General features: G+C 46.5%; 18 protein-coding genes. 14 read left to right on the plus strand and 4 right to left on the minus strand.

What is annotated here, in order from left to right:
• The first annotated feature begins 68 nt into the window (after positions 1-68).
• The 12 genes from BLA28_RS14340 (at position 69) to BLA28_RS14395 (ending at position 14999) form a co-directional block, all read left to right on the plus strand.
• Positions 69-1718, plus strand: a complete 1650-nt coding sequence (locus BLA28_RS14340; RefSeq protein ID WP_207648287.1) for an extracellular solute-binding protein — start codon at positions 69-71, stop codon at positions 1716-1718.
• Between the two features lie 93 nt (positions 1719-1811).
• Entirely contained in the window at positions 1812-2726 is a 915-nt protein-coding gene (locus BLA28_RS14345) for an ABC transporter permease (RefSeq protein WP_069158511.1), read from the plus strand.
• A gap of 11 nt (positions 2727-2737) precedes the next feature.
• Positions 2738-3637, plus strand: coding sequence for a carbohydrate ABC transporter permease (locus BLA28_RS14350; protein ID WP_009250354.1), 900 nt, complete (start codon positions 2738-2740; stop codon positions 3635-3637).
• A 17-nt stretch (positions 3638-3654) separates the two neighbouring features.
• Positions 3655-7311: a glycosyl hydrolase 115 family protein gene (locus tag BLA28_RS14355; protein WP_071699239.1), complete on the plus strand. Its 3657-nt coding sequence runs from the start codon at positions 3655-3657 to the stop codon at positions 7309-7311.
• A gap of 129 nt (positions 7312-7440) precedes the next feature.
• On the plus strand, positions 7441-8322 hold the full coding sequence (locus BLA28_RS14360) for a LysR family transcriptional regulator (RefSeq protein ID WP_069158509.1): 882 nt from the start codon (positions 7441-7443) through the stop codon (positions 8320-8322).
• A gap of 178 nt (positions 8323-8500) precedes the next feature.
• The gene (locus tag BLA28_RS14365) at positions 8501-9514 is read left to right on the plus strand and encodes an aldo/keto reductase (protein ID WP_069158508.1); all 1014 of its coding nucleotides are present in this window, start codon (positions 8501-8503) and stop codon (positions 9512-9514) included.
• Between the two features lie 147 nt (positions 9515-9661).
• Positions 9662-10057 (plus strand): DUF4430 domain-containing protein, encoded by a 396-nt coding sequence (locus tag BLA28_RS14370; protein WP_069158507.1) that lies wholly within the window; start codon positions 9662-9664, stop codon positions 10055-10057.
• Positions 10057-10569 (plus strand): hypothetical protein, encoded by a 513-nt coding sequence (locus BLA28_RS14375; protein WP_069158506.1) that lies wholly within the window; start codon positions 10057-10059, stop codon positions 10567-10569. Before BLA28_RS14370 ends, BLA28_RS14375 begins: the two co-directional genes overlap by 1 nt.
• A 283-nt stretch (positions 10570-10852) precedes the next feature.
• A complete protein-coding gene (locus BLA28_RS14380) occupies positions 10853-12208 on the plus strand; it encodes an ArsB/NhaD family transporter (RefSeq protein WP_069158505.1) in 1356 nt (451 codons plus the stop codon).
• 15 nt (positions 12209-12223) lie between these two features.
• Positions 12224-12850 carry a cytidylate kinase-like family protein gene (locus tag BLA28_RS14385; protein ID WP_069154589.1) on the plus strand — a complete coding sequence of 209 codons (627 nt, stop codon included), beginning with the start codon at positions 12224-12226 and terminating at the stop codon, positions 12848-12850.
• 26 nt (positions 12851-12876) lie between these two features.
• On the plus strand, positions 12877-13467 hold the full coding sequence (locus BLA28_RS14390; protein WP_009250344.1) for a cytidylate kinase-like family protein: 591 nt from the start codon (positions 12877-12879) through the stop codon (positions 13465-13467).
• Between the two features lie 38 nt (positions 13468-13505).
• A complete protein-coding gene (locus BLA28_RS14395) occupies positions 13506-14999 on the plus strand; it encodes an IMP dehydrogenase (RefSeq protein WP_009250343.1) in 1494 nt (497 codons plus the stop codon).
• Between the two features lie 118 nt (positions 15000-15117).
• On the opposite strand, the gene BLA28_RS14400 is transcribed toward BLA28_RS14395, so the two are convergent.
• From BLA28_RS14400 to BLA28_RS14410, 3 genes are all read right to left on the minus strand, one after another.
• The gene (locus BLA28_RS14400; protein ID WP_071699240.1) at positions 15118-16023 is read right to left on the minus strand and encodes an AraC family transcriptional regulator; all 906 of its coding nucleotides are present in this window, start codon (positions 16021-16023) and stop codon (positions 15118-15120) included.
• An 82-nt stretch (positions 16024-16105) separates the two neighbouring features.
• A complete protein-coding gene (locus BLA28_RS14405) occupies positions 16106-17902 on the minus strand; it encodes an ABC transporter ATP-binding protein (RefSeq protein ID WP_071699241.1) in 1797 nt (598 codons plus the stop codon).
• Entirely contained in the window at positions 17895-19634 is a 1740-nt protein-coding gene (locus BLA28_RS14410; protein WP_081330126.1) for an ABC transporter ATP-binding protein, read from the minus strand. Before BLA28_RS14410 ends, BLA28_RS14405 begins: the two co-directional genes overlap by 8 nt.
• 249 nt (positions 19635-19883) lie before the next feature.
• Here BLA28_RS14410 and BLA28_RS14415 point away from each other — a divergent pair, with 249 nt between their 5' ends.
• Complete coding sequence (locus BLA28_RS14415; RefSeq protein WP_009250339.1) at positions 19884-21257, plus strand: MATE family efflux transporter; 1374 nt, start codon at positions 19884-19886, stop codon at positions 21255-21257.
• Positions 21258-21266: 9 nt separating this feature from the next.
• On the plus strand, positions 21267-21884 hold the full coding sequence (locus BLA28_RS14420) for a GNAT family N-acetyltransferase (protein ID WP_242880632.1): 618 nt from the start codon (positions 21267-21269) through the stop codon (positions 21882-21884).
• A 39-nt stretch (positions 21885-21923) separates the two neighbouring features.
• On the opposite strand, the gene BLA28_RS14425 is transcribed toward BLA28_RS14420, so the two are convergent.
• Positions 21924-23135: an ATP-binding protein gene (locus BLA28_RS14425; protein WP_069158501.1), complete on the minus strand. Its 1212-nt coding sequence runs from the start codon at positions 23133-23135 to the stop codon at positions 21924-21926.
• Positions 23136-23169 lie beyond the last annotated feature (34 nt).

The raw sequence follows: 23169 nt of genomic DNA on the forward strand, positions 1-23169 counted from the left end.
ATCTCATAATGATGTCGACATTAATATTATAGGTACTAAGAGAATGTATCAGGAAAGGGAGAAGAAAAGTGAAAGCAAAAAAATGGTTGGCACTGATTCTGGCTGGCTGTATGGGAATATGTTGTCTGGCAGGGTGTGGTAATTCTACAGGTAATGGAGGTAAGACCTCTGCAAATGCAGATACAGCGGTACAGGGCAGGGAAAGTTCGGATACGGAAAAGGTGAAGCTTACAGCTTTGATTTCCAAACATAGTCTCACAAAAGATGTAAATGAGATGGAATGGCTGAATCTGCTGGAAGAAGAAAATGGAGTTGATGTGGAATGGCAGCAGATAACTGCAGATTGGGATCAGAAAAAAAGTGTTATGTTTGCCGGAGGAGATATTCCGGATATTTTGGTCAAAGCAACAGTTACGACAGATTTTGCAACTTATAATGGCCTTTTCGAGAATCTGGCTCCTTATATAGATTCAGGTGAAATGCCCAATGTTGCTAAGATGTTTGAGGATCATCCGGAGCTGAGAATACTAAGTACAGATGAAAATGGAGCAATTTATGGGATTCCAAATTACAGAAGTCTCTGGCCAAGAACAAACAGGGTGCTGTATATAAACAAGACCTGGCTGGATAATCTGGGATTACAGGTACCGACAACAATGGATGAATTGGAAGAAGTCCTTATTGCATTCAAAAATGAAGATCCCAATGGCAATGGAGATACAAAAGATGAAATACCGCTGGATTTTTCCGGGTTTCCCACTTTTATGCTGGGATGCTTTGGGGTGCCCATGATGAATGAAAGTGATGGTTATTTCGTAGAAGATGGTAAAGTAAAGAATTATCGTGTGGATGAACGCTATAAGACCTTTATGATATGGCTGCAGAAGCTGTATGGGGAAGGTTTGATAAATGAAGAAGTTATTACACAGGATTATTCTAAGTTTCAATCACTGGCACGCGGAGAGGGAAGTACCGCAAAAGTTGGTGTTACCCTTGGTTGGGAAAGCGGAGATCGATTCGGGACTGGTGTGGCAGATCAGTATCTGCCCCTGCCGGCATTGAAGCCGCATGCGGATTCCGATGAAAATGAGGTTTATTGGGGCTATTATTCGGATAATAACTCGGTTAATGCTGCTACAGCAGCCTTAAGTGCAAACTGCAAAAATAAAGCGGAAGCTGTGAAATTTATTGATGCTTTTTATGCAGAAGATATAGGAATTCAAGTTTTGTTTGGCGGCATGAATGATGTGGATAAATGTCTTCAGGATAATGGAGATGGAACCTATACTGTTCTCCCTCCTGCGGATTCCAGTATTGATGCAGGTACATGGAAATGGACAAATTCCTTTGCAGATTACAGCCCTTATTATATTCCGGATGATATGAAAGATAAGCTGACAATGGGTGAAGATATGCAGAGAGTCCTTGAGGAAAGAATTCCTCTTGAAGCAACGCTGGATATGATGGAGAAAAAATGTGAGACTTATCCGGCCAAATTCATAACTTATACTACAGATGAAAACTCCGATTTGGCAATGACACAGGCTAATATAAATAATATTGTTGATCAGACATATTCCGCATGGCTTACGGATTCTTCGAGAAATATTGAAGAAGAATGGGATGCTTATGTACAGTCTGTATATGACATTGGTCTGACACAGAATCTGGAAATCAGACAGACTGCGTATGAGAGATATCTGACATCGATGAAGTAATCTGAAGAATTCAGGAGCCGGGAAAACATATAGAGTTAGTTTTCCCGGCTCTTATCAGATAATTAATTAAAAAAATACCAACGGAGGTATGCTATGGGACGAAAAATTTTGTCTGCTTTAAAAAAAGACTGGCAGCTTTGGGCAATGATATTGCCGGCTCTTGCCTATATTATTATATTTTGCTATGTGCCTATGTACGGAATACAGCTCGCATTTCGTAAATACGATTTTTCCAAAGGACTGACTGGTGGTGATTGGGTAGGGTTTAAATACTTTATCCAATATTTCGAAAGTCCCATGTTCTGGACTACTCTTAGAAATACTTTTGTTATTTCTTTTTTCACTCTGGTATGCGGATTTCCTGCTCCGATTCTTTTGGCTCTGGTGGTTAATTCACTGAGACAGAAGAAATTGAGAAGGGTAGTGCAAACCGCAGTATACATGCCCTACTTTATTTCAACGGTGGTCATGGTTGCCATACTTCAGATTTTGCTTTCACCTTCTACCGGCGTAGTCAGTAATCTTCTTAAAAGTTTACATATAATACCGCAATCAATAAATCTGCTGGGCACTCCCAGTGCTTTTGTACCGGTTTATGTGCTGTCAGGAATCTGGCAGTCTGCCGGATGGAACAGTATAATTTTTATAGCGGCGCTGGCCTCTGTGGACGGGCAGCTGTATGATGCCGCAAAGGTAGATGGCGCTAATCGCTGGCAGCAGGTGATCCATGTGGAGCTGCCTGCAATTGTTCCTACCATTGTTATACTTTTGATTATGAATATGGGACGTGTGCTGAGCGTTGGTTTTGAAAAAGTATTCCTGATGCAGAATGACCTGAATCTGTCAGTATCTGAAGTTATTTCGACTTATGTTTTTAATATAGGCGTACAATCGGGGCAGTTCAGCTTTGGATCCGCAGTAGGGCTTTTTAATACGGTTATTAACTTTGCATTTCTGATGATTGCCAATATGGTGTCGAAGAAGGCTGCGGATATCAGTCTGATGTAGGAGGAGAGAAGATGAAAACAGTAGGAAAGAGAATGCAGCAAAGCCTGTCAGACCGTATTTTTTATATCATTGCAACGGTGATTGCAGTTGCCGCATTGGTGATTGTTTTGTACCCCATGTATTTTATTGTTATTGCCTCGTTCAGTAATTCTAATATGGTAAATCAGGGGCTGGTATCTTTGCTGCCAAAGGATATTAATTTTTATGGATATCGCAAAATACTCGAGAGGACGGATCTTTGGGTAGGATATAAAAATACAATTATTTATACAGTATGCGGAACCCTGCTGAATCTGGCGGTGACTCTTCCGGCAGCCTATGTGCTGGCGCAGAGCAGATTCAGGGCGCGCCGTGTTGTGATGCCGCTTTTTGTTATAACTATGTACTTCGGAGGAGGTATGGTACCTACATATATGCTGGTGAAAACACTGCATCTTACCAATTCTCCGCTGATTATGATAATTATGGGAGCGGTAAGTGTCTACAACGTAATAATTACAAGGACTTTTTTCGAGAATTCTATACCGGCAGAACTGCAGGAAGCGGCGGAACTGGATGGCTGTTCTCATTTCAGATATTTTTTGTCTATAGTCCTTCCTTTATCCAAAGCGGTTATTTCTGTAATAACATTGTATTATGCGGTAGGCCACTGGAATGATTTTTTTAATGCGCTGCTTTATTTGAATAAGGATGAATACCAGCCGCTTCAAACGATTCTGAGGAATATTCTGATCAGCAACCAGGCTATGGCAGGTACCACAGGCGCAGGAGAAGGGAGCTATGCACAGCAGTATGCGGATCAGATTAAATTTGCTGTGATTATTGTTTCTACAGTGCCGGTATTGTGCATCTATCCGTTTATCCAGAAGTATTTTGAAAAAGGTGTGATGATTGGAGCCGTTAAAGGCTAATCATGTAAGGAGAGAAAATGAAAAAAGCCGGAGATTTTGTCCTGTTGGAAGCAGGACAAAAAATACGTATTATTTATTCTGAAAAAGAAAACAGTGCGGTAAAATGCGCGATCCTGAATTTAGCCGAAGATATAAAAAAAGTGTGTGACTGCGTTGTGGAACCGGGAAATATTACCGGAAGGACTGCTCAGGAGAATGGACCGGAGATAATCGTTGCTACTATGGATACCCCCTGGTTTTCTGAAATTATGCCTGAAGCAGTTTTGCCTGCTTTGGAAAAAATAAGAGATGCACAGGGAGTGGGTCGCTGGGAAGCATATCTGCATCAGATTTCCGATAATTCTTTCTGTATTATAGGAGCAGACCGAAGAGGGACTGTTTTCGGTATTTATGATTTAAGTGAACAGATAGGGGTATCTCCGTGGTATTTCTGGGCAGATGTTCCTGTAAGAAAAAAGAAGCATTTTGCTTTTTCAAACGATTACAGTAAAGCGGACTGGCCGGATGTACAGTACAGAGGGATTTTCCTGAATGACGAGGAAGAACTGGATGCCTGGTCAAAGATACATACAAAAGATGATACGATCGGTCCGGAAACCTATGCACATATCTTTGAATTGCTGCTGCGGTTAAAAGCAAACTATATCTGGCCTGCCATGCATGTGAATTACTTTAACAGTAACCCTGAAAACGGAAGACTGGCTGAGAAAATGGGGATTGTTGTCGGAACATCCCATTGTGATATGCTGCTTCGCAGCAACCAGAATGAATGGACTCCATGGCTGAAGAAAAAAAACTATGAGAATATCAGATATGATTACTCGCTTTCCGGAGAAAACAGGGAAATAATTCAGGAATATTGGGCAGAAAGTGTGGAAATGAACCGAAATTATGAGGTGTGCTATACCGTTGGCATGCGTGGGATTCATGATTCGGGATTCGTAACGGAAGTCATTGATCAGGATACCTCTCTGACGCAGTCTGAAAGAACAGAAAAGAAGATTCATTTGTTGGAGAAGGTGATTTCAGATCAGAGAGAGATTTTAAAGGAAGTATTGGGTGAAGAAAAAGGGAATAATGTGCCGCAGACATTTATTCCATATAAGGAGGTTCTGGATTTATATGACGGGGGCCTGCAGGTTCCTGAGGATGTAACATTGATATGGGTAGATGATAATTTCGGATATATGCGGCGTTATCCCGGAAAAGAGGAGCAGGAGAGAAAAGGCGGGAATGGCTTATATTATCATGCCTCTTATTGGGCGTCCCCCGGTATGAGTTATCTTTTTTTCAATTCCATTCCCCTGGCACAAACAGGGAATGAATTGAAAAAGTGTTGGGAATCCGGTATCAGAAAAATGTGGGTACTGAACGTGGGAGCCCTGAAACCTTTGGAAATAGATACGGAATTTTTCCTGCGCTATAGTTGGGAAGCAGGGAAGAACACAAGTAATACAAAAGATGTAACTCAGTTTATATACCGCTGGATTAACAGAAATTTTTCCGGAAATTTTGGCATGGATGCGGCAGAAATCTATAATTTGTTTGCACAGATTAATAATGTATGTAAACCAGAGCATCTGCAGTCGGATAAGTTTTCACAGAACGCATATGGGAATGAGGCAAAGTACAGGATTGATATCTTAAAAGATTTATCGGACAGAGCGGGAAAAATTTATCAGTTTCTTCCGGAAGAGGAAAAAGATGCCTTTTTCGAATTGTTTTTGATGAAACTTCAAGCTTCTTATTATATAAATGCTTCTTTTTATTTCGCAGACAGGAGCCGGTTTTTCTGGGAGCAGGGAGGGATGCAGGCGGCAGACAGCTATCTGGAAAAATCAAGACAGATGGATCGAAGGAAACAGGAACTGTTATATTACTATAATCATTTGATGCAGGACGGAAAATGGGAAGGTATTTTAACACCCGAAAGTTTTTCGCCTCCTCCGACAGTACTGTATCCGGCAGCCAAACCGGCTTTGGTTATTGGAGCGGCTTCTCTTGGAGTCATCCGGGAGGATAATTTTATATTTCATTCGCATGGGGGAATAGAAAAGATAATTACCCTTTTTAATAAAGGATGCGGAGAGATTGGCTATAAGGCGGCAGTCCCGAAATGGCTGGAGGTCAGTGAAACAGAAGGCTGTGTTGCGGCAGAAAAAATACTGACTGTTCGTATCCGCGAAAGCGAACGTAAGATATGCTTTGAACAGGGCAGAACAGGGCAGATTATTATTACCGGAGAAGATGGAATAAGGTATGAAATTGAGATACAGGCTGAGAAAGAGACGGCTTATCCGTATAGGGAGCATGCTTTTTATGCGGAAGCAGACGGTTATATATCCATCCCTGCCGATGGATACAGCGAAAATGTGTGTACGAAAGAAGCAGCCTGGAGGAAGATAGAATATCTGGGAAGAGGCTGGGGAGCGGCAATGGAGGCATTTCTGGAATCAGCTCAGGACAGTGCAATTGAGTCCGATGCTCCCGGTATTTCAGATATAAGACAGGATTGTTATCTGAAGTATCCGTTTTTCCTGGAGAACAGCGGTGCATTTTTGCTGGAGATACACCGTTTTCTGACACTGAATCCAACGGGAAAAGTACGGTTTGCTGTTGGGGTGGATAACGAACGGCCTGTTCTTATAGAAACGGATACGGTTGATGAGTGGAAGGGCTGCTGGAAGGACGCTGTTATGAATGATGGAGAAAAGCTCTATCATATGCTTCCCTGGCTTTCATCAGGCTATCATATATTAAAAATATATCCTGTGGATCAATATGTGACGCTGAACAAACTGGTTATCTATACAGAAAAATGGAAGGAGAGTAATTTCGGCCCCTTTGAGAGTGCTTTTTATGATGGAATAAAGTGGAATACGGCGAAAGGAGCAGATATGATTCCGGTAAATACAGAAGAGAATCAGTCAGGCTTCTGGAGGGAACTTTATGGGAATCCTGCTGACAGGGAACTGCTGCTTCCGATGCTGTATGCGGCACCGGATTTTTGGAAAACAGAAAGGCTGTATACACGCAGTGACGAGAAAGAGAACCGTTTGGGAGCCGTCAGGTACACATGCTGCCAGGATGGTACGAAAGATATATTGCATCAATTTGGGGAAGGACTGTTTATGGAGGTCGACGGAATAGCAGCTTTTGAAGCGGAGTATGCATTAGAAAACTCAGAAAATGCATATGTAACAGCCTCACTTCCGGATGGAAAGTATTATTGGAGCCATACCCAGGCAGAAACAGATGGCGGTTCAGGTTTTGCCATGATGATAGAGGGGAAAGGAAGATACTGGGAAAATGCGCTGGAGGGGCCGGGAATGCATTACCGGATTAGAATACAGAATCCGGGGACGTATTTTGTATGGCTGTTGATGAAGTTTGAAGATGCAGACAGTGATTCCTGTTACCTGTTAGCAGATGGAATGCAGCAGGATGCAGACCGGATATTTTCTTCTCATGGAGGATTTTTTACATATAGTATGAAACAAAGATGGCATTGGCGTGCAGTTGCTGCTTTGGATTTGAATGCGGGGGAACATATTTTATCTGTTATGGGTAAAAAATCAGGGCTTCGTATTGATCGGATTTATATGACTCAAGGCAATGAATGGCCGCCGGTAGATGGTGATTGGAGGGAAAGCAGAAGAATTCTGTTTGAGTAGGAGGTTGTGCCGATACCGTTATCTGTGCCAATCACCAAAAGTTGCCAGTAATGCTCTTTTAGTGTTATGATTGCATCAGTACTTACCGTTCAGTATGATATAAGTATGGAAAAGCAAGAGGTATGCGGCATGGAAATCAGAACACTTCGCTATTTTTTAGCAATAGTCCAGGAAGGCAGCATAACAAAAGCGGCGGAAATGCTTCATATTACACAGCCGACGCTCAGCAGACAGATGATGGATCTGGAACAGGAGCTGGGAACAGTTTTGTTGATTCGGGGAAAACGTTCCGTTACATTAACGGAGGATGGCCTGCTGTTTAAACAGCAGGCGGAAGAAATTGTTGATTTAGCCGACAAAGCAGAAAACGCATTCCGCGATAAAACAGAAAAGATAAGCGGCACCATTGCAATTGGGGCGGCGGAAGCATTGGGAAGCCGGATACTGGCCTCTTATATGAAAAGATTTTCTGACAAATATCCTGATGTGCAGTTTGAACTGTATAATGAAATGGCGGATCATATCAAGGATAAGATTGACAAGGGAATACTGGATATAGGGCTGGTATTGGAGCCGATTGATACGAGCAAATATGAATTCATACGTTTCTCAGGAAAAGAAACGTGGGGCATCCTGTGCCGGAAGGATCATCCTCTTGCAAAAAAGGAACGTATTGCGGTGGAAGATATCAGGCCGTATCCGCTGATCCTGCCAAGCCGGGAAAAGGCATTGAGCGAGGTGCTTAACTGGTTGGGATGCGAGGAAAGAAATTTAAAGGTTCCGGTGAAGTATAATCTGTTGTCCAATGTAGCTCTTTTAGTGGAAGCAGGCATGGGGTGTGCGGTATGTCTTGACGGGGCATTGTCTATCCATTACAGTGAGGAGCTCTGTTTTTGTCCTGTTTATCCGGAGCATACTACCCGGTGTGTGCTTTTATGGAAAAAGAACCGGCTTTTTCAACCGGCAGCTTCACTGTTTATACAAATGCTCCATAGCCGCTTGCCAGAATGACATGGGGCGGCGATATCTTCCTCTGAAGCATGGAATAATTATAGCCTGCTGCACAGTTAACTGTGTGTCAGGCTTATTTTTTATGCAGGAATACATAATAGGCATGATAGTGGATACATCATAAGTATTAGACATTTTAAATATCCGGAAATACAATAAACAGGAATGGAGGTATCTTATGAAGTACACAAAATTAGGAAATTCGGATTTGACCGTTTCTCGCATCTGTATGGGGTGTATGGGGTTTGGCGATGCGGCAAGAGGGCAGCACTCATGGACACTGGATGAGGAGCATACCAGGGAAATTATCAAAAGAGGGCTGGAGCTGGGTATTAATTTTTTTGACACGGCGATCGCGTACCAGAGTGGAACTAGCGAGCAGTTTTTGGGCAGGGCTTTACGGAACTATGGCAAAAGAGAAGATTTTGTGGTGGCAACCAAGTTCCTTCCCCGCACAAAAGAAGATATAGAGGCGGGAATTTCCGGACAGAAGCATATTGAAAAGATGATTGATAAAAGCCTTGACAATCTCGGCATGGATTATGTGGATCTCTACATTTACCATATGTGGGATTATAAGACGCCCCTTTATGAGATCATGGATGGCCTGAACCGGATCGTAAAAGCAGGAAAAGCAAGGTATATCGGTATCTCCAACTGTTTTGCGTGGCAGCTGTGTATGGCAAATGAACTGGCAGAAAGGGAAGGGTTTGCAAAATTCGTTTCCGTCCAGGGACATTATAACCTGATTTTCAGGGAAGAGGAACGGGAAATGGTTCCGTACTGCAGAGAGGAAAATATCGCGCTCACCCCTTACAGCGCGCTGGCGGGAGGAAGGCTTTCCAAACGGCCGGATGAGCGCTCGAAACGTCTTGAGGAAGACAGCTACGCAAAATTGAAATATGATGCATCCAGAGAACAGGACGAATTGATTATAGAAAGGGTAGCTCAGCTTGCGGCTGAGAGAAATGTGTCCATGACAGAAATCGCCCTGGCCTGGCTTTTGACAAAGGCAGCATCCCCGGTAGCGGGAGCCACAAAGCTCCATCACGTTGAGGGCGCGGCACGTGCGGCGGAACTTACTTTAAGGGAAGAGGAAATCAATTATCTGGAGGAAGCCTATGTTCCCCACCGCCTGGTCGGAGTTATGGCACAGAATACTGCAGCCCCGAAAGCAGAAAGGCCTGTTTGACCGGCAGGGGAAGCAGCAGCGGTAATGCCCTGGGAAGAAAGAGCACCTAAGGGGCTTGACAAAAGAAAAAGAACAGCGTTTAATGATAGATAATATTTACTGGATTTACATAAGTAAATGAAAGATATGTCATTAAGGAGCGGTAACATGAAGGGGAAAAAAGGTACAATTATTGCGGCAGTCCTGTTAATTCTGGTATGTGTGGGAGCGGGAGCGTTGTATTTGAGGTTCCGGCCTTCCGCAAATGTAGGAAGCAAGAATATAACGGTGACAGTCGTTCATGCCGACAGTACGGAAAAAGAATTCCGGTATCAGACGGATGCCGAATACCTGGGAAAGGTTCTGGAGGATGAGCAGCTTGTGGAAGGGGATCAGGGACAGTATGGTCTGTTCATTACCGTTGCGGACGGGGAACAGGCGGACGATTCCAAACAGCAGTGGTGGTGCTTGACCAAGGGCGGGGAGATGGTGAACACCTCCGCGGACCAGACGCCCATTGCGGACGGGGATCGCTATGAACTCACTCTGAAGGAAGGCTATTGATGGCTGGCCTCAAAGTGAAGGAGACAGCGCTCCTGGCTTTGTTAAGCGCTATTTTACTCATCGGGCAGATAGCGCTGGGGTTTCTTCCCAACATTGAAGTCGTTACTCTGCTCATCATGGTGTACAGTATTGTCTTTCGGAAAAAGGTCTTTTTTATTATATATGTTTTTGTTCTGGCGGAAGGACTGGTATACGGCTTCGGGATCTGGTGGTTCAACTATCTGTATGTGTGGAGTATACAGGCGGTTATCAATCTTCTTTTCAGAAAGCAGAAGTCTGTGGTTTTCTGGAGTATTCTGTCCGGCTTTTATGGAATTACCTTCGGCGCTCTCTGTTCGCTTCCTTATTTTGCGATAGGGGGACCGTCAGCCGCGTTTGCCTACTGGGTATCCGGCCTGGCTTATGATATCCCCCATTGTATCGGAAATGTGGCCTTGTGCCTTGTGCTGTTCAGGCCCCTTGTATATATACTGCGGAAAAGCTGCAGGGAAATCAATGTCTGTGTGGATTGATTTCCCCGCAGTTTTTCTTTCCTGCAGATTCTTAGCAAAACATTAACATGCCATACAGTACCGGCATTTTTTCAGTAAAACCGGGGATATATGCGCCTGCGGGGATTCAATTCCTTCCCAAATGGCTGTGGATGCATATAAAAAGTTGTGAGATATTGCTCTATCCATCCGTGCCTTTTTGTACTATAATTACACCCCGGGTATCAGAAATTTTATTTCTGACCCGGTTTTCCTATTTATTTTAGAAGTGTAATAGAAGTACGCATGAGGAGGAAGGTAGGATATGACAGCAGCACAAATAGCAGCAGTAGTTATTTTCTTAGCAATGTTCGGATTGATTGTGTCGGAGAAAATTGAGCGGCATCTCGTTTCCCTGGGGTGTGGGCTTCTGATGATTGTTCTGGTTTTCGGGTTGAGCATGCATAGCATGACGGCCATCTGGAACACGCTTGCGCTGAAGGATTTTTTTGCGGCAGGCTTCTGGTATCAGGCGGGGGAGGCTTCCGAGTCGTCCTCAGGGATTAACTGGGCGACGATCCTGTTTATTGCAGGAATGATGCTCATGGTGGAAGGAATGGGGCGCGCCGGTTTTTTCCGGTGGCTTTGCCTGCGGATTGCAAAAGCGGTGAAGTACAGGACGATTCCGCTTTTCATCACTTTCATGGTGATGTCCAGCATCCTGGCCATGTTTATTGACAGTATTACGGTTATTTTGTTTTTGGCGGCGGCAACGGTGGAATTGGCCCGTCTGCTGAAGTTCAATCCGGTTCCCATGATTATTTCCGAGATTTTCTGCGCCAATCTTGGCGGGTCGGCTACGATGTGCGGTGATCCGCCGAACATTATTATAGGGACGTCACTGGGCTATTCTTTCGGGAATTTCATCAGGAATACGGGAATTATTGCACTGATCGCCCTTGTTTTTACCATCGTCTATTTTTATTTCTGCTTCCGTAAGGAGCTGCAGCAAAGCGCCGCGGGAAGGGGAGCGGTATCTTATCCCAATCCCAGGGATGCGATAGAAAATAAGAAGGATTTTATCATCAGCTGTATTATTTTTGCCTGTGCGGTAGTGCTTTTAATCACTCACGCCCAGACTGGTCTGACAGTTGCTGCCATCGGAGTGTTTATCGGCGCGGTATCTTTGATAACGGCAGGCAGGGAGGCGGTAATCCTGCTGAAAAAGGTGGATTATAAAACCCTGCTGTTCTTTATCGGCCTGTTTATCGTGGTCGGAGGACTGGAACAGACGGGAATCCTGGAGCTGATAGCTGGTTTTATTGCGAAGATAAGCGGCAGCAATGCCATGCTGATGATCGCCATCGTACTGTGGATTTCCGCCATTGCCAGCGCTTTTGTGGATAATATTCCTTTTGCGGCGACGATGGTCCCGGTCATCAAAAGCCTAGCGGCAGCCTCCGGAGTGGATCTTTCGGTACTGGCCTGGACGCTTGCTATGGGAACCGATATCGGCGGCAGCGCCACCCCCATCGGTGCGTCCGCCAATGTTGTGGGTATTTCTGTTGCGGCGAAGGAAGGCCACATGATCGGCTGGGGAAAGTATTGTAAGTATGCGGCGCCGGCAACGATCCTGGTGGTGCTGATATCCATGATCAGTATTTATATCCGGTATTTTTAGGAGAAAGGGGCTTTTATGGACAGACAACTGATTATTTCCGTGGGCCGCGAGTTCGGCAGCGGCGGGCATGTGATCGCGGAGGCTCTGGCGGAGAGGTTCCATCTGGCGCTGTATGACAGCAACCTTTTGGAACATATCGCACAGGAAAAAAACATCGATCACGGAGAACTGAAAAAATTTGATGAGAAGCCGAAGAACAAGCTTCTTTCCCGTACGGTGAGAGGGTATTCCAGTTCGGCCCAGGAGAATCTTGCCAACATGCAGTTTGAGTATTTGAGAAAAAAGGCGGCTGACGGGGAATCCTTTGTTGTTGTGGGCCGCTGTGCGGAAACAAAGCTGAAGGACTTTCCGGGCCTCATTTCCTTTTTTATCCTGGGAGACCGGGAGAAAAAGGCGGAACGAGTGATGCAGGTGTATGGTGTTTCGAAGGAAGAGGCCATACATATGATGGAGAGGGAGGACTGGGAGCGGAAAACCTACCATAATTATTACTGCAAAGGAAAATGGGGGGATTCCAGGAATTATGATTTTTCCATCAACAGCAGCAGGCTTGGAATAGAAGGTACGATAGATATTCTGGAAGGATATGTCAAAACACTTGCCAATGTGTGTATACATGCTAAAATAAAAGAGAAGGTATGAAAATTTATTAAGCTGGGGGAAGTGTTATGGGAAAACAGTTAATTATTTCTGTAGGACGAGAATTCGGCAGCGGCGGGCATGTGATTGCGGAGGAGCTTGCCAGGAGGTTTGGGCTTGTGCTGTATGATAATAACCTGCTGGAGCAGATCGCCGAAGAAAAAGAAATTCCTCACGACGGACTGAAAAAATATGACGAAAAGCCTAAAAGCAGGCTTTTTTCCAGAACGGTCCGGGGATATTCCAATTCCGTGCAGGAGAATCTGGCGAATATGCAGTTTGATTACCTGAAAAAGAAGGCAGCTGACGGGGAATCCTTTGTTGTTGTGGGACGTTGTTCAGAGACGATACTGAAGGGAACACAAGGGCTGGTGACGGTGTTTGTCCTGGGAGATCCGGATGTAAAGGCAGAACGAATCCAGAAGGTATATGGTGTATCGGAGGAAGAAGCCAGACGGATGATGAAACGGGAGGACTGGAACAGAAAATCCTACCACAATTATTACTGTAAGGGTAAATGGGGAGATTCCAGGAATTATGACTTTTCTATCAACAGCAGTAAGCTGGGAATAGAAAAGACAGTGGATATTCTGGAAACCTGTATAAGGGCGCGTATGTAACCGGATGCAAGAGTAAGCAAAGGAAAAGGAGAAGTGACATGGCATTTTATTATGAGGAACCATCCAGAACGTTCAGTGAATATCTTTTGATCCCGGGGTATTCTTCGGCAAAGTGTATCCCGTCGGAAGTGAGTCTGAAAACGCCTCTTGTTAAGTACAGAAGGGGGGAAGAACCTTCTCTGTCCATTAACATTCCCATGGTATCTGCTATTATGCAGTCTGTTTCCGATGACAGGCTTGCGGTCGCCCTGGCACAGGAGGGCGGCCTGTCTTTTATCTATGGCTCCCAGCCCATTGAAAAGCAGGCGGAAATGGTGAAAAAGGTAAAACGCTATCGTGCCGGTTTTGTGGTGAGTGACTCCAATGTATCGCCGGAAATGACGCTGGCGGATGTCCTCCGCCTGACGGAGCGGACAGGCCATTCCACCATTGCGGTTACGGAGGATGGCGGACCGAACGGAAAGCTTCTGGGCATTGTCACCAATAAGGATTACCGCGTGAGCCGTATGAGCCCGGAGTGTAAGGTTAAGGATTTTATGACCAAATTCCAGGATTTGGTCTATGCCCACGAGGAGACAACCTTAAAGGAAGCCAATGATATTATCTGGGAGCATAAAATTAACTGCCTGCCGCTGGTAAATAAGGATCAGGAACTGGTTTACCTTGTTTTCCGGAAAGACTATGATACCCATAAAAATAATGAGCACGAACTGATCGACACCTCCAAGCGCTATATGACCGGAGCCGGCATTAACACAAGAGACTACGCGGAAAGGGTTCCCGCTTTGCTGGAAGCGGGTGCGGATGTCCTTTGTATTGACAGTTCGGAAGGCTTTTCGGAGTGGCAGAAAATTACGATCGACTACATAAGGAATAATTATGGTGATAAAGTAAAGGTAGGAGCCGGAAATGTGGTGGACGGAGAGGGCTTCCGTTTTCTGGCAGAGGCCGGGGCTGATTTTGTCAAGGTAGGAATCGGCGGAGGCGCCATCTGTATTACCCGGGAGCAGAAGGGCATCGGAAGAGGACAGGCCACCGCGCTGATCGATGTGGCGAAGGCCAGAGATGCTTATTATGAAGAGACAGGGATTTATGTTCCTATCTGCTCTGACGGAGGAATCGTACACGATTATCATGTGACGCTGGCTCTGGCCATGGGAGCCGACTTTATCATGCTCGGCCGGTATTTCGCCAGATTTGATGAAAGCCCTACCAAAAAGGTGAATATCAATGGAAGCTATATGAAGGAATACTGGGGAGAAGGAAGCGCCAGGGCAAGAAACTGGCAGCGTTATGACATGGGCGGAGAAAGCAAGCTTTCTTTTGAGGAAGGTGTGGATTCCCTTGTCCCTTATGCCGGTACCCTGAAGGATAATGTGAACCTCACGTTAAGCAAGGTGCGCTCCACGATGTGCAACTGCGGCGCGCTCACTATTTCAGAACTGCAGAAAAAGGCAAAGATTACACTGGTTTCCTCCACAAGTATTGTGGAAGGCGGAGCCCATGATGTAATGCTGCGGGATCAAAGATAAGTAAGATTGAGTCTTTTTACGCGGAACAGTCAGAAAAAAGCTTCCGGCATCGTTCGGTACCTTTCAGGTACGGACATGCCGGAAGCTTATATTTTGCTGTAAAAATAGGAGCGAGGGCTTAGTCAGTTTTCAGCTTCAGCCAGATTTCCATACTGGCGGTCTGCGCCGCATGGCTCGCATATCGTTCCGCACAGAGGGGTACCGTTGTCAGCTTATGGTTTGGAAGCCAGGTATTAAAGAGATATTGGTTTGCTTTATAAAGGGCGTCCAGAACAAGGGCATCAAAGTTTTCTGCTTCAAAAGAGCAGACAAGATATTCTCCCTCAGGAAGCGTCCACGATTGGAAGCCCTCCGGTACCGTTTCTGCCAGGACCTTTGCTCCTGCAAAATAGTTGAAATAGCCTTCTTCGGTACAGGGATAGGAAACACCGATTTCTTCTTCCTCCAAACTGCCCATTGCCGATTCTTTTTGTTCATGAAACCTGTCCCAGAGAGCGCCAAGAGGATCAACGCCGGATTCTGTGCCTAATCCTTCCGTAAACTGGACCGGTGTCTTATTTACAAAACCGGCAAAGAGAATGGGTTCTTCCACCTGTTTTCGGTTGAGCTCCAGAACAATACCATCCGTAATAAGCGGCACCCCTTCATCAATCAGCGTGTAATGCAGAAGCAGCTCCGGCTTTGTCATATAGTTCATTGTACAGGGGCTGCGGCGGTATTCCTCCGGTGTGATTCCGAAGGTTTCCTTAAAACAGCGGGTAAAATGTTCATGGGAAGAAAAGCCCAGATCAAGGGCTGTGTCTAAAATCCGCTGATCCTTGTTAAGCAGAAGTTCCGTGGCCTTTGCCATGCGGCGCAGCTTGATGTATTCTCCCACAGGCTTTTTTACCAGGCGGCGGAAGAGGCGCTGGTAATAGAAGGGAGACAGCGCGGCGAGCCCCGCAAGGTATTCGGTACTGATGTCCTCGTTCAGATGTTCTTCGATAAAATCCAGTGTTAGTTGTATTTGTTCCCAGGCATGCATAGTTTGTTACCTCCTTTTTTCTTAAGATAACATGGGAGGGCAGAACGACGCTTGACTGGGAATGCCCTTCTTTCAGGCCTCTTTATTCTTCGCCCATCTGTGTACGGTACATCCGTGCGTAGCGTCCGTTCTGTGCCATCAGTTCCTCGTGAGTCCCTCTTTCTGCGATCTGTCCGTCCTCCATAAGCAGAATGAGATCCGAATCCCGGATCGTGGAAAGCCGGTGGGCGATGATGAAGGAGGTCCTGCCCTCGGTGATGGTGAGCATCGCTTTGCGGATCCGCTGTTCCGTTACCGTATCCACGGAGCTGGTGGCCTCATCCAGAATCAGGATAGGCGCATCCTGGAGTACGGCCCGGGCGATGGTCAGAAGCTGCCTTTCTCCTTGGCTCAGAGCTAAACCGCCCTGGGTGAGCAGGGTGTCATATCCCTGGGGAAGCCGCCGTATAAAGGAATCCGCACCCGCCATTTTAGCGGCGGCCCGCACTCTTTCCTCCGGTACATCTCTTTTTCCGTAGCTGATATTTTCGCGCACACTCATACAGAATAACGCCGTATCCTGAAGTACCACGCCAAAGGTTTCCCGCAGGTCCTGAAGCCTGTAATCGCGAAGATCCTGTCCGTCCAGCAGTATACTGCCGCCGTCAATATCATAAAAACGGGTCAGCAGATTAATGAGCGTGGTCTTACCGGCTCCGGTAGAGCCTGCCACGGCAACTCTGGTCCCCGCGGGAACGTGAAAGCTCACGTCCTTCAGAACGGGCTCCTCCGGTTTGTAGCCAAAGGTCACATGGGAAAATTCCACTTCACCCCGGGGCGCTCTGAGGGGCAGGACTTCTTCTTTGTCGGCCGGTTCCGGTTCCTCTTCCAGAATCTCAAAAATACGTTCCGCACCGGCAACAGCCGTCTGGAAGTTATTGTATATGTTGGCAATATCCACGAAGGGTCTGGAAAACTGTCTGGAATACAGCAGAAAGCTGGAAATCAGCCCCACATTGATTCTTCCTGCAGCCGCCAGGATTCCGCTGATTACGGCGACAATGACAAAGTTAAGGTTATTGATCACGTTGGTGAGCGGCATGAGAAAGCCTGACCAGATCTGGGCTTTTGTTGCAACCTGGCACAATTGGTCGTTGCTTTCCTCAAACTGCCGGATCATTTCCTTTTCCCTGCCGAAGGCCTTTACCATATTCAGGCCGGAAATGCTTTCTTCCACCTGGCCGTTGAGCTTCCCAAGTATCTGCTGCTGGGAAGCGAACAGCTTTCTGGTATGCTTCGTAATGGTACGTGTGAGAAGAAAAATAAGCCATACGGACAGAAAGGCGATGCAGGTAAGGCCCGGGCTTAAATATATCATAATGCATAATACACCCAGAATGGTAAAGCCATAGGTCATGAGCTGTGTCAGGGAATCGGAAATCGTAGTGCTGATATTATCCACATCATTCGTGAGGCGGCTCATCAGTTCCCCGTGCTGCCGGCTGTCAAAAAAGGCGAGAGGCAGGGCTTTCATCTTATCAAACAGCGTGCTACGGATATGCAGAATAATCCGCTGCCCGATGGAAGCCATGAAAAACTGCTGCAGAAACCGTACAAGCCAGTCCGTGAGATAGAGGGCGGCCAGAAACAGCAGAAGCTGTAACGCTGGATTGCCGGTATCGATGGCAGTTACGGTATTTCCGATAAGCAGAGGAGAGAGTATGGTGGAGACGCTGGCGATGGCTGAGAGCAAAAGCAGCCAGCCCAGTCCGCCGCGCTGCCCGCTGGTGAGATCCCACAGCCTGCGCAGTGTCCCTTTCATATCTTTGGGCTTTACGACCGGTTTGCCGCGCTGGCCCTTTCCGAAGGTGGAAGGGGGCGGTGTTATATCCTTACTCATGCTGCACACCTCCAATCTGCGATGCATAAACAGCCTGATAAACAGGACAGCTTTCCAGAAGCTCCCTGTGGGTTCCGAAGCCCATAACATGGCCGTCTTCCATACATAGGATCCGATCCGTGCGCATGACGGTGGAAATCCGCTGGCTGATAAGGAGGACAGTCATCTGTGCACATTGGCTTCGCAGCATGTTCAACACAGCGGCTTCCGTGGTGGCATCCAGGGCGCTGGTACAGTCGTCCAGAATGAGAATACGGGGATTTTTCAGCAACGCACGCGCCAGAGAAAGCCTTTGCTTCTGGCCACCGGACAAATTTACCCCGCCCTGTCCAAGAGAGGTTTCATAGCCATCCGGGAAGCTTCTGACAAAAGAATCCGCACAGGCCATTTCCGCCGCCCTCTGAAGCTCCTCCATCGAAGCATTTTCTTTTCCCCAGCGAAGGTTTTCCGCAATCGTTCCTGAGAACAGCAGGGCTTTCTGGGGAACTACGGCAATCTGCGCCCGGAGTTTATCCGGGTCAAGCTGAGTCACATCGATACCGTCTATCAGGAGAGTTCCCTCCGATACATCGTAGAAACGGGGGACCAGATTCACCAGAGTGGATTTGCCGGAGCCGGTGGGCCCTATAATGCCGATGGTTTCCCCGGGATTGGCTGTAAAAGTCACATGCTCCAGCGCCGGCTCCGGGGTGCCTGCATAAGAAAAGGATACATCACGGAAGGAGACTGCGCCTTCGCCGGAGAAATCTTTGGGGGAAGCCGCATTCTTCTGGGCCGGTTCTTCCGTAAGAATTTCACCCACACGTCCCGCAGACGCTGTGGCCCTCACCGCCGTATTCAGTATATTGGAGACCATTCCCAGGGAGAAAAGCACCTGGGTCATATAATTGACCGATGCCATGAGACGGCCGATCTGCCCGCTGTCCTGGCTGCCGGAAAGCCACAGGAGCACGACGATCCCGGCATTGACGGTCAGATTGATCAGAGGGGAAAAGACTGCGGAAACACGCATGGCGGAGACTCCTGCCCCGGCAAAATCCTCTGCCGCCGCCTGGAATTTTTCGCCTTCCTGCTCCTGGGCACAGAATGCCTTTACCACACGTATGGAGGAAAGAAATTCCCGGCTGACTTCATTGAGCCGGTCCAGCTTGCGCTGCAGTTTCCCGAAACGGGGATAGCCTAATGCCATGTTGGCGGCGATCAGCAAAAAAGAAATGCATAAGATAAATATCATCATGGGTATCTGTTTCGGTGTCTGCAGGATGATGAGCAGTATTGCGCCGAGACAGGTAATGGGGGCCTTCATCATAATACGCATACTGCCGTTGATGAAGTTCTGGATCTGGGTTACGTCATTGGTAATCCGTGTGATGATGGAAGAAGGCTGCAGCCTGTCGATATTCTCAAAGGAAAGCGTCTGTACTTTCCGGTAGATATCGCTGCGCATCTCCCGGCTTATCTGCTGGGAAGTACGGCTGGCATAGATATTGCGCATGACTGCCCCCAGTGCCCCCAAGGCTGCGATTCCCAGCATAATAGCGCCGTACATCAGGATCCTGCCGATGTCCCGGCCCTTTACGCCGTCGTCCACAATGTAGGACATAAAGGTGGGCTGCATCAAGTCCGCCAGTGTTTCCAAACTTAAAAAGAACAGCGCGGTGGCAAACATGCCGATATGGCGCCGGATGTAAGAGAGGATTAGTTTCATGTAATTGCCTTTCTGATGCGGCATCCTTGATGCCCCGCCGCCTGCGGCGGGGTGGTTGGCTCCGGATTGCACATCCTTGTATGTAAGTTCTATTTTAAATACGATTGGCGGAGGATGTCAAGAAACAGGCGGGGAAAAGAAAGGCATATAGTGAATAAAAAAGATGTCACAGGCCGTCAGTCGGTGCTATAATGTATGGGAAATGTTAAAAATATGCAAGATATATGTTATGCAAAGGCAAGAAAGCCATTCCGGGGGAGGATAAGGGCTGTTATGAAATCATCAAAGAAAATAGACATGACACAAGGCTCCATAATGAGGCAGGTTTTGATTTTCGCATTGCCTATATGCGCGGGGAATGTGCTGCAGCAGCTATATGGAACCGTCGATACGCTGGTAATCGGCAATTTCTGCGGTTCTGTATCCCTTGCCGCGGTGGGGACGAGCAGTCAGCCTGTTGAAATGCTGCTGTGCATTTTCCTGGGCCTGGGAACAGGGGTATCGATTCTGGTATCCCAGTTTTCCGGAAGCGGCGACGGGAAAAGCCAGAGGGAGATTGTCGCAACGGCTATTTCCTTTTTATACATATGCGCCATTCCGCTGGCGGTGATCGGGCAGTTTGCCGGGCCGCTTGTGCTGAAAATCATGCAGGTGCCGCCTGATACCTGGGACCTTGCCAACTCGTATATCCGCATTATTTTTATCGGGACACTGGGAAACATGGGCTATAATATGAATGCGGGTATTTTGAGGGGAGTCGGTGACAGCAGGGCATCCCTGCTTTTCCTGCTAGTTTCCTGTGTTGTGAATATTGCGCTGGATCTGCTGTTTGTGGCAGGGCTGGGGATGGATGTGGCGGGAGCGGCGCTGGCAACAATGCTCGCCATGTATTGCTCCTGGCTGTTCAGTGTGGCTTATATACGTAGGCAGTATCCGGAGCTGGGCTTTACCCTGCTTCCCAAACGGCTGAATAAGGCAATGCTGGCAGCTATAGTAAAAATCGGCCTGCCTCTGGGGCTGAACGGTTCTATTTATTCTGTGGGACATATTCTGATGCAGTCCCTGATCAATATGCAGGGCTCCGTATTTATTGCCGCCTGTGCGGTCAGCGGTAAGGTTACCGGGATTGCCAATGTGGCGATAAACTCCCTGTCCTCAGCTGCCACCACCTTTTCCGGCCAGAATCTGGGGGCAAAGAATTATGTATATCTGAAAAAAGGAGGGCTGCAGATCCCTCTGTTTTCCGGGCTTATCACCTGTATGGCAGGGCTTCTTGTGACATTCTTCAGCAGGCCCCTTTTAAGTCTTTTTACGAAGGATCCGGCAGTGCTGGATTTTGCGGTGCGTTATATCCGTATTGTCCTTCCCTTCACCTGGACTTTTGCCGTCTTTAACGGTATTATTTCCTTTGTAAACGGAATGGGTGAGGTGCGTTTCCCCACGATTGTCAATCTTCTGATGCTTTGGGCCGTTCGGATACCTGTAGGATATCTGATCACCTATTTTATTGACGGCGGTTATGTTATGGCCTGTCTGCCCATAAGCTTTGCCTTTGGAATGCTGTGTATGCTCAGCTATTTCTTCTCCGGGCAATGGAAAAAAATCAAGGAGCAGGCGGCCTGCCAGCAGGAAGAAACAGTATCCTGAGGCAGAAACATGAAGAAAATTTATATATGGCGAGGTGACAATATGGAAATAGAAATCAAAAAATTAACCCCGGAACTTGCAGAAGATTATGTTCACTTTTTTGACGTAACACCCCATAACTTTAATGAATGCATATGTTATTGCGTTACCTGGCGCAGCGACAATTCTTATGCAGGTGATGGCGATCATTGGTTTCCTGCACAGGAGGAGAGAAGAGCGCGCGCCCTTCAGTTTGTTAAATCCGGCAGCTTACAGGGGTATCTTGCCTATTGCGGGGACGAGATTGTGGGATGGTGCAACGCCAACGCAGATTGCCGGTTCTGTTTAAACTATCTGCGCTCATACTGGCCGATAGAAGAATATAGTGCGGATATCAAAGTAAAATCCATATTTTGTTTTGTAGTTGCGCCGAAGGTGCAGAGAATGGGTGTGGCCACGAAGCTGCTGGAACGTGTTTGTCTGGATGCAGCGGCAGATGGTTTTGATTTTGCAGAGGCTTATGTCAACAAGGAGTTCACTGAAACAGATCATGAATTCAGAGGTCCGCTGACGATGTATGAAAAATGCGGGTTCAGCAGATATGGCGAACGTGAAGGCAGAGTAGTTATGCGAAAAGCACTGAAGTAACGGCCGGAGCGATTACGGAGTATGAGCATAATCAATGGCTCAGTATTCATCACTCAGCAGAAAATCGGCAATGTGCATGGTTTTAATCCCTTCATAGTTTCCAGCAGCAAAGGCGTCTGTGCGAAGAACATATTTGGGGTAATTATCCCGGATATCAAGAAGACGGCCATATTCCCGCTGTTCTGTTTCAGGAGAAGCGATTTCCCGGGTCACCTGGATATACAGCTTGTTTTCCTGTTTAACAGCGATGAAGTCTATCTCCATATTATCCAGTTTCCCTACATAAACATCATACCCCCTGCGCCGTAATTCAAGATATATGAGGTTTTCAAGCATGGCGGCCGTACTGTCTGGAGTATAGCCCAATATACTATACCGGAAAGCCGGATCCGCAAGATAAAATTTCTCCTGTGTTTTTAATATTTCTTTTCCCTGTACATCATATCTGGAACATCGGTGGATGATATAGGCATTTTCCAGCTTTGTCAGATAACTGTAAACAGTCTCGTTATCAATGGTTCGATTTTCACTTTTCAGGTATTTGGATATAGTTGATGCTGAAAATGTTCTGCCTGTGTTGTCAAAAACAAAGCGGACAATGCGTTCCAACTGGTCTGCCTTTCGAATAGTATTCCGTCTTACGATATCTGTAAAGATTGTTGAATGATAAATATCTCTCACAATTGTATAAGCATCATCAAAAGAATATTTCTGAAGATGAAGTGCGGGGAAACCACCCAGCCTCAGATAATTGGCAAGCTCCATATGGATATCTGACAGTTCTGTATAGACTTTGCGGAAAGTCAGATATTCGGAAAAGGAAAGCGGGTAAATGCGAAATGATACATATCGCCCTGTGAGGTACGTGGAAATTTCCGAAGACATCATGCGTGAATTAGAACCGGTAACATAAATATCTACATCATAATCGGTCATAAGTGAATTAACCACCTTTTCCCATGACTGGACTTCCTGGATTTCATCCAGAAATATATAGGTTTTTTTATCTTCAGAAAGGCGGGGCTTCAATTCAGTATATAATGCTTTGCTTGTTTTAAGATCCTCATGCTCCAAAGAATCAAAATTATAATGCAGAATACGTTGTTTTTCTATACCGCGGTTTTGCAATTCATTCATTACCATTTTCATAATTGTAGATTTTCCGCAGCGATGTACGCCGGTTAAGATTTTAACAAAGGGTGTATCCAGATAAGACAGGATTTTGTTTGTATAAAACGGCCGTTCAATCATTACATCACCTCCACGTATACAGCATACCGCAATA

The sequence above is a fragment of the Eisenbergiella tayi genome (assembly GCF_001881565.1).
Classification (GTDB): Bacteria; Bacillota; Clostridia; order Lachnospirales; family Lachnospiraceae; genus Eisenbergiella; species Eisenbergiella tayi.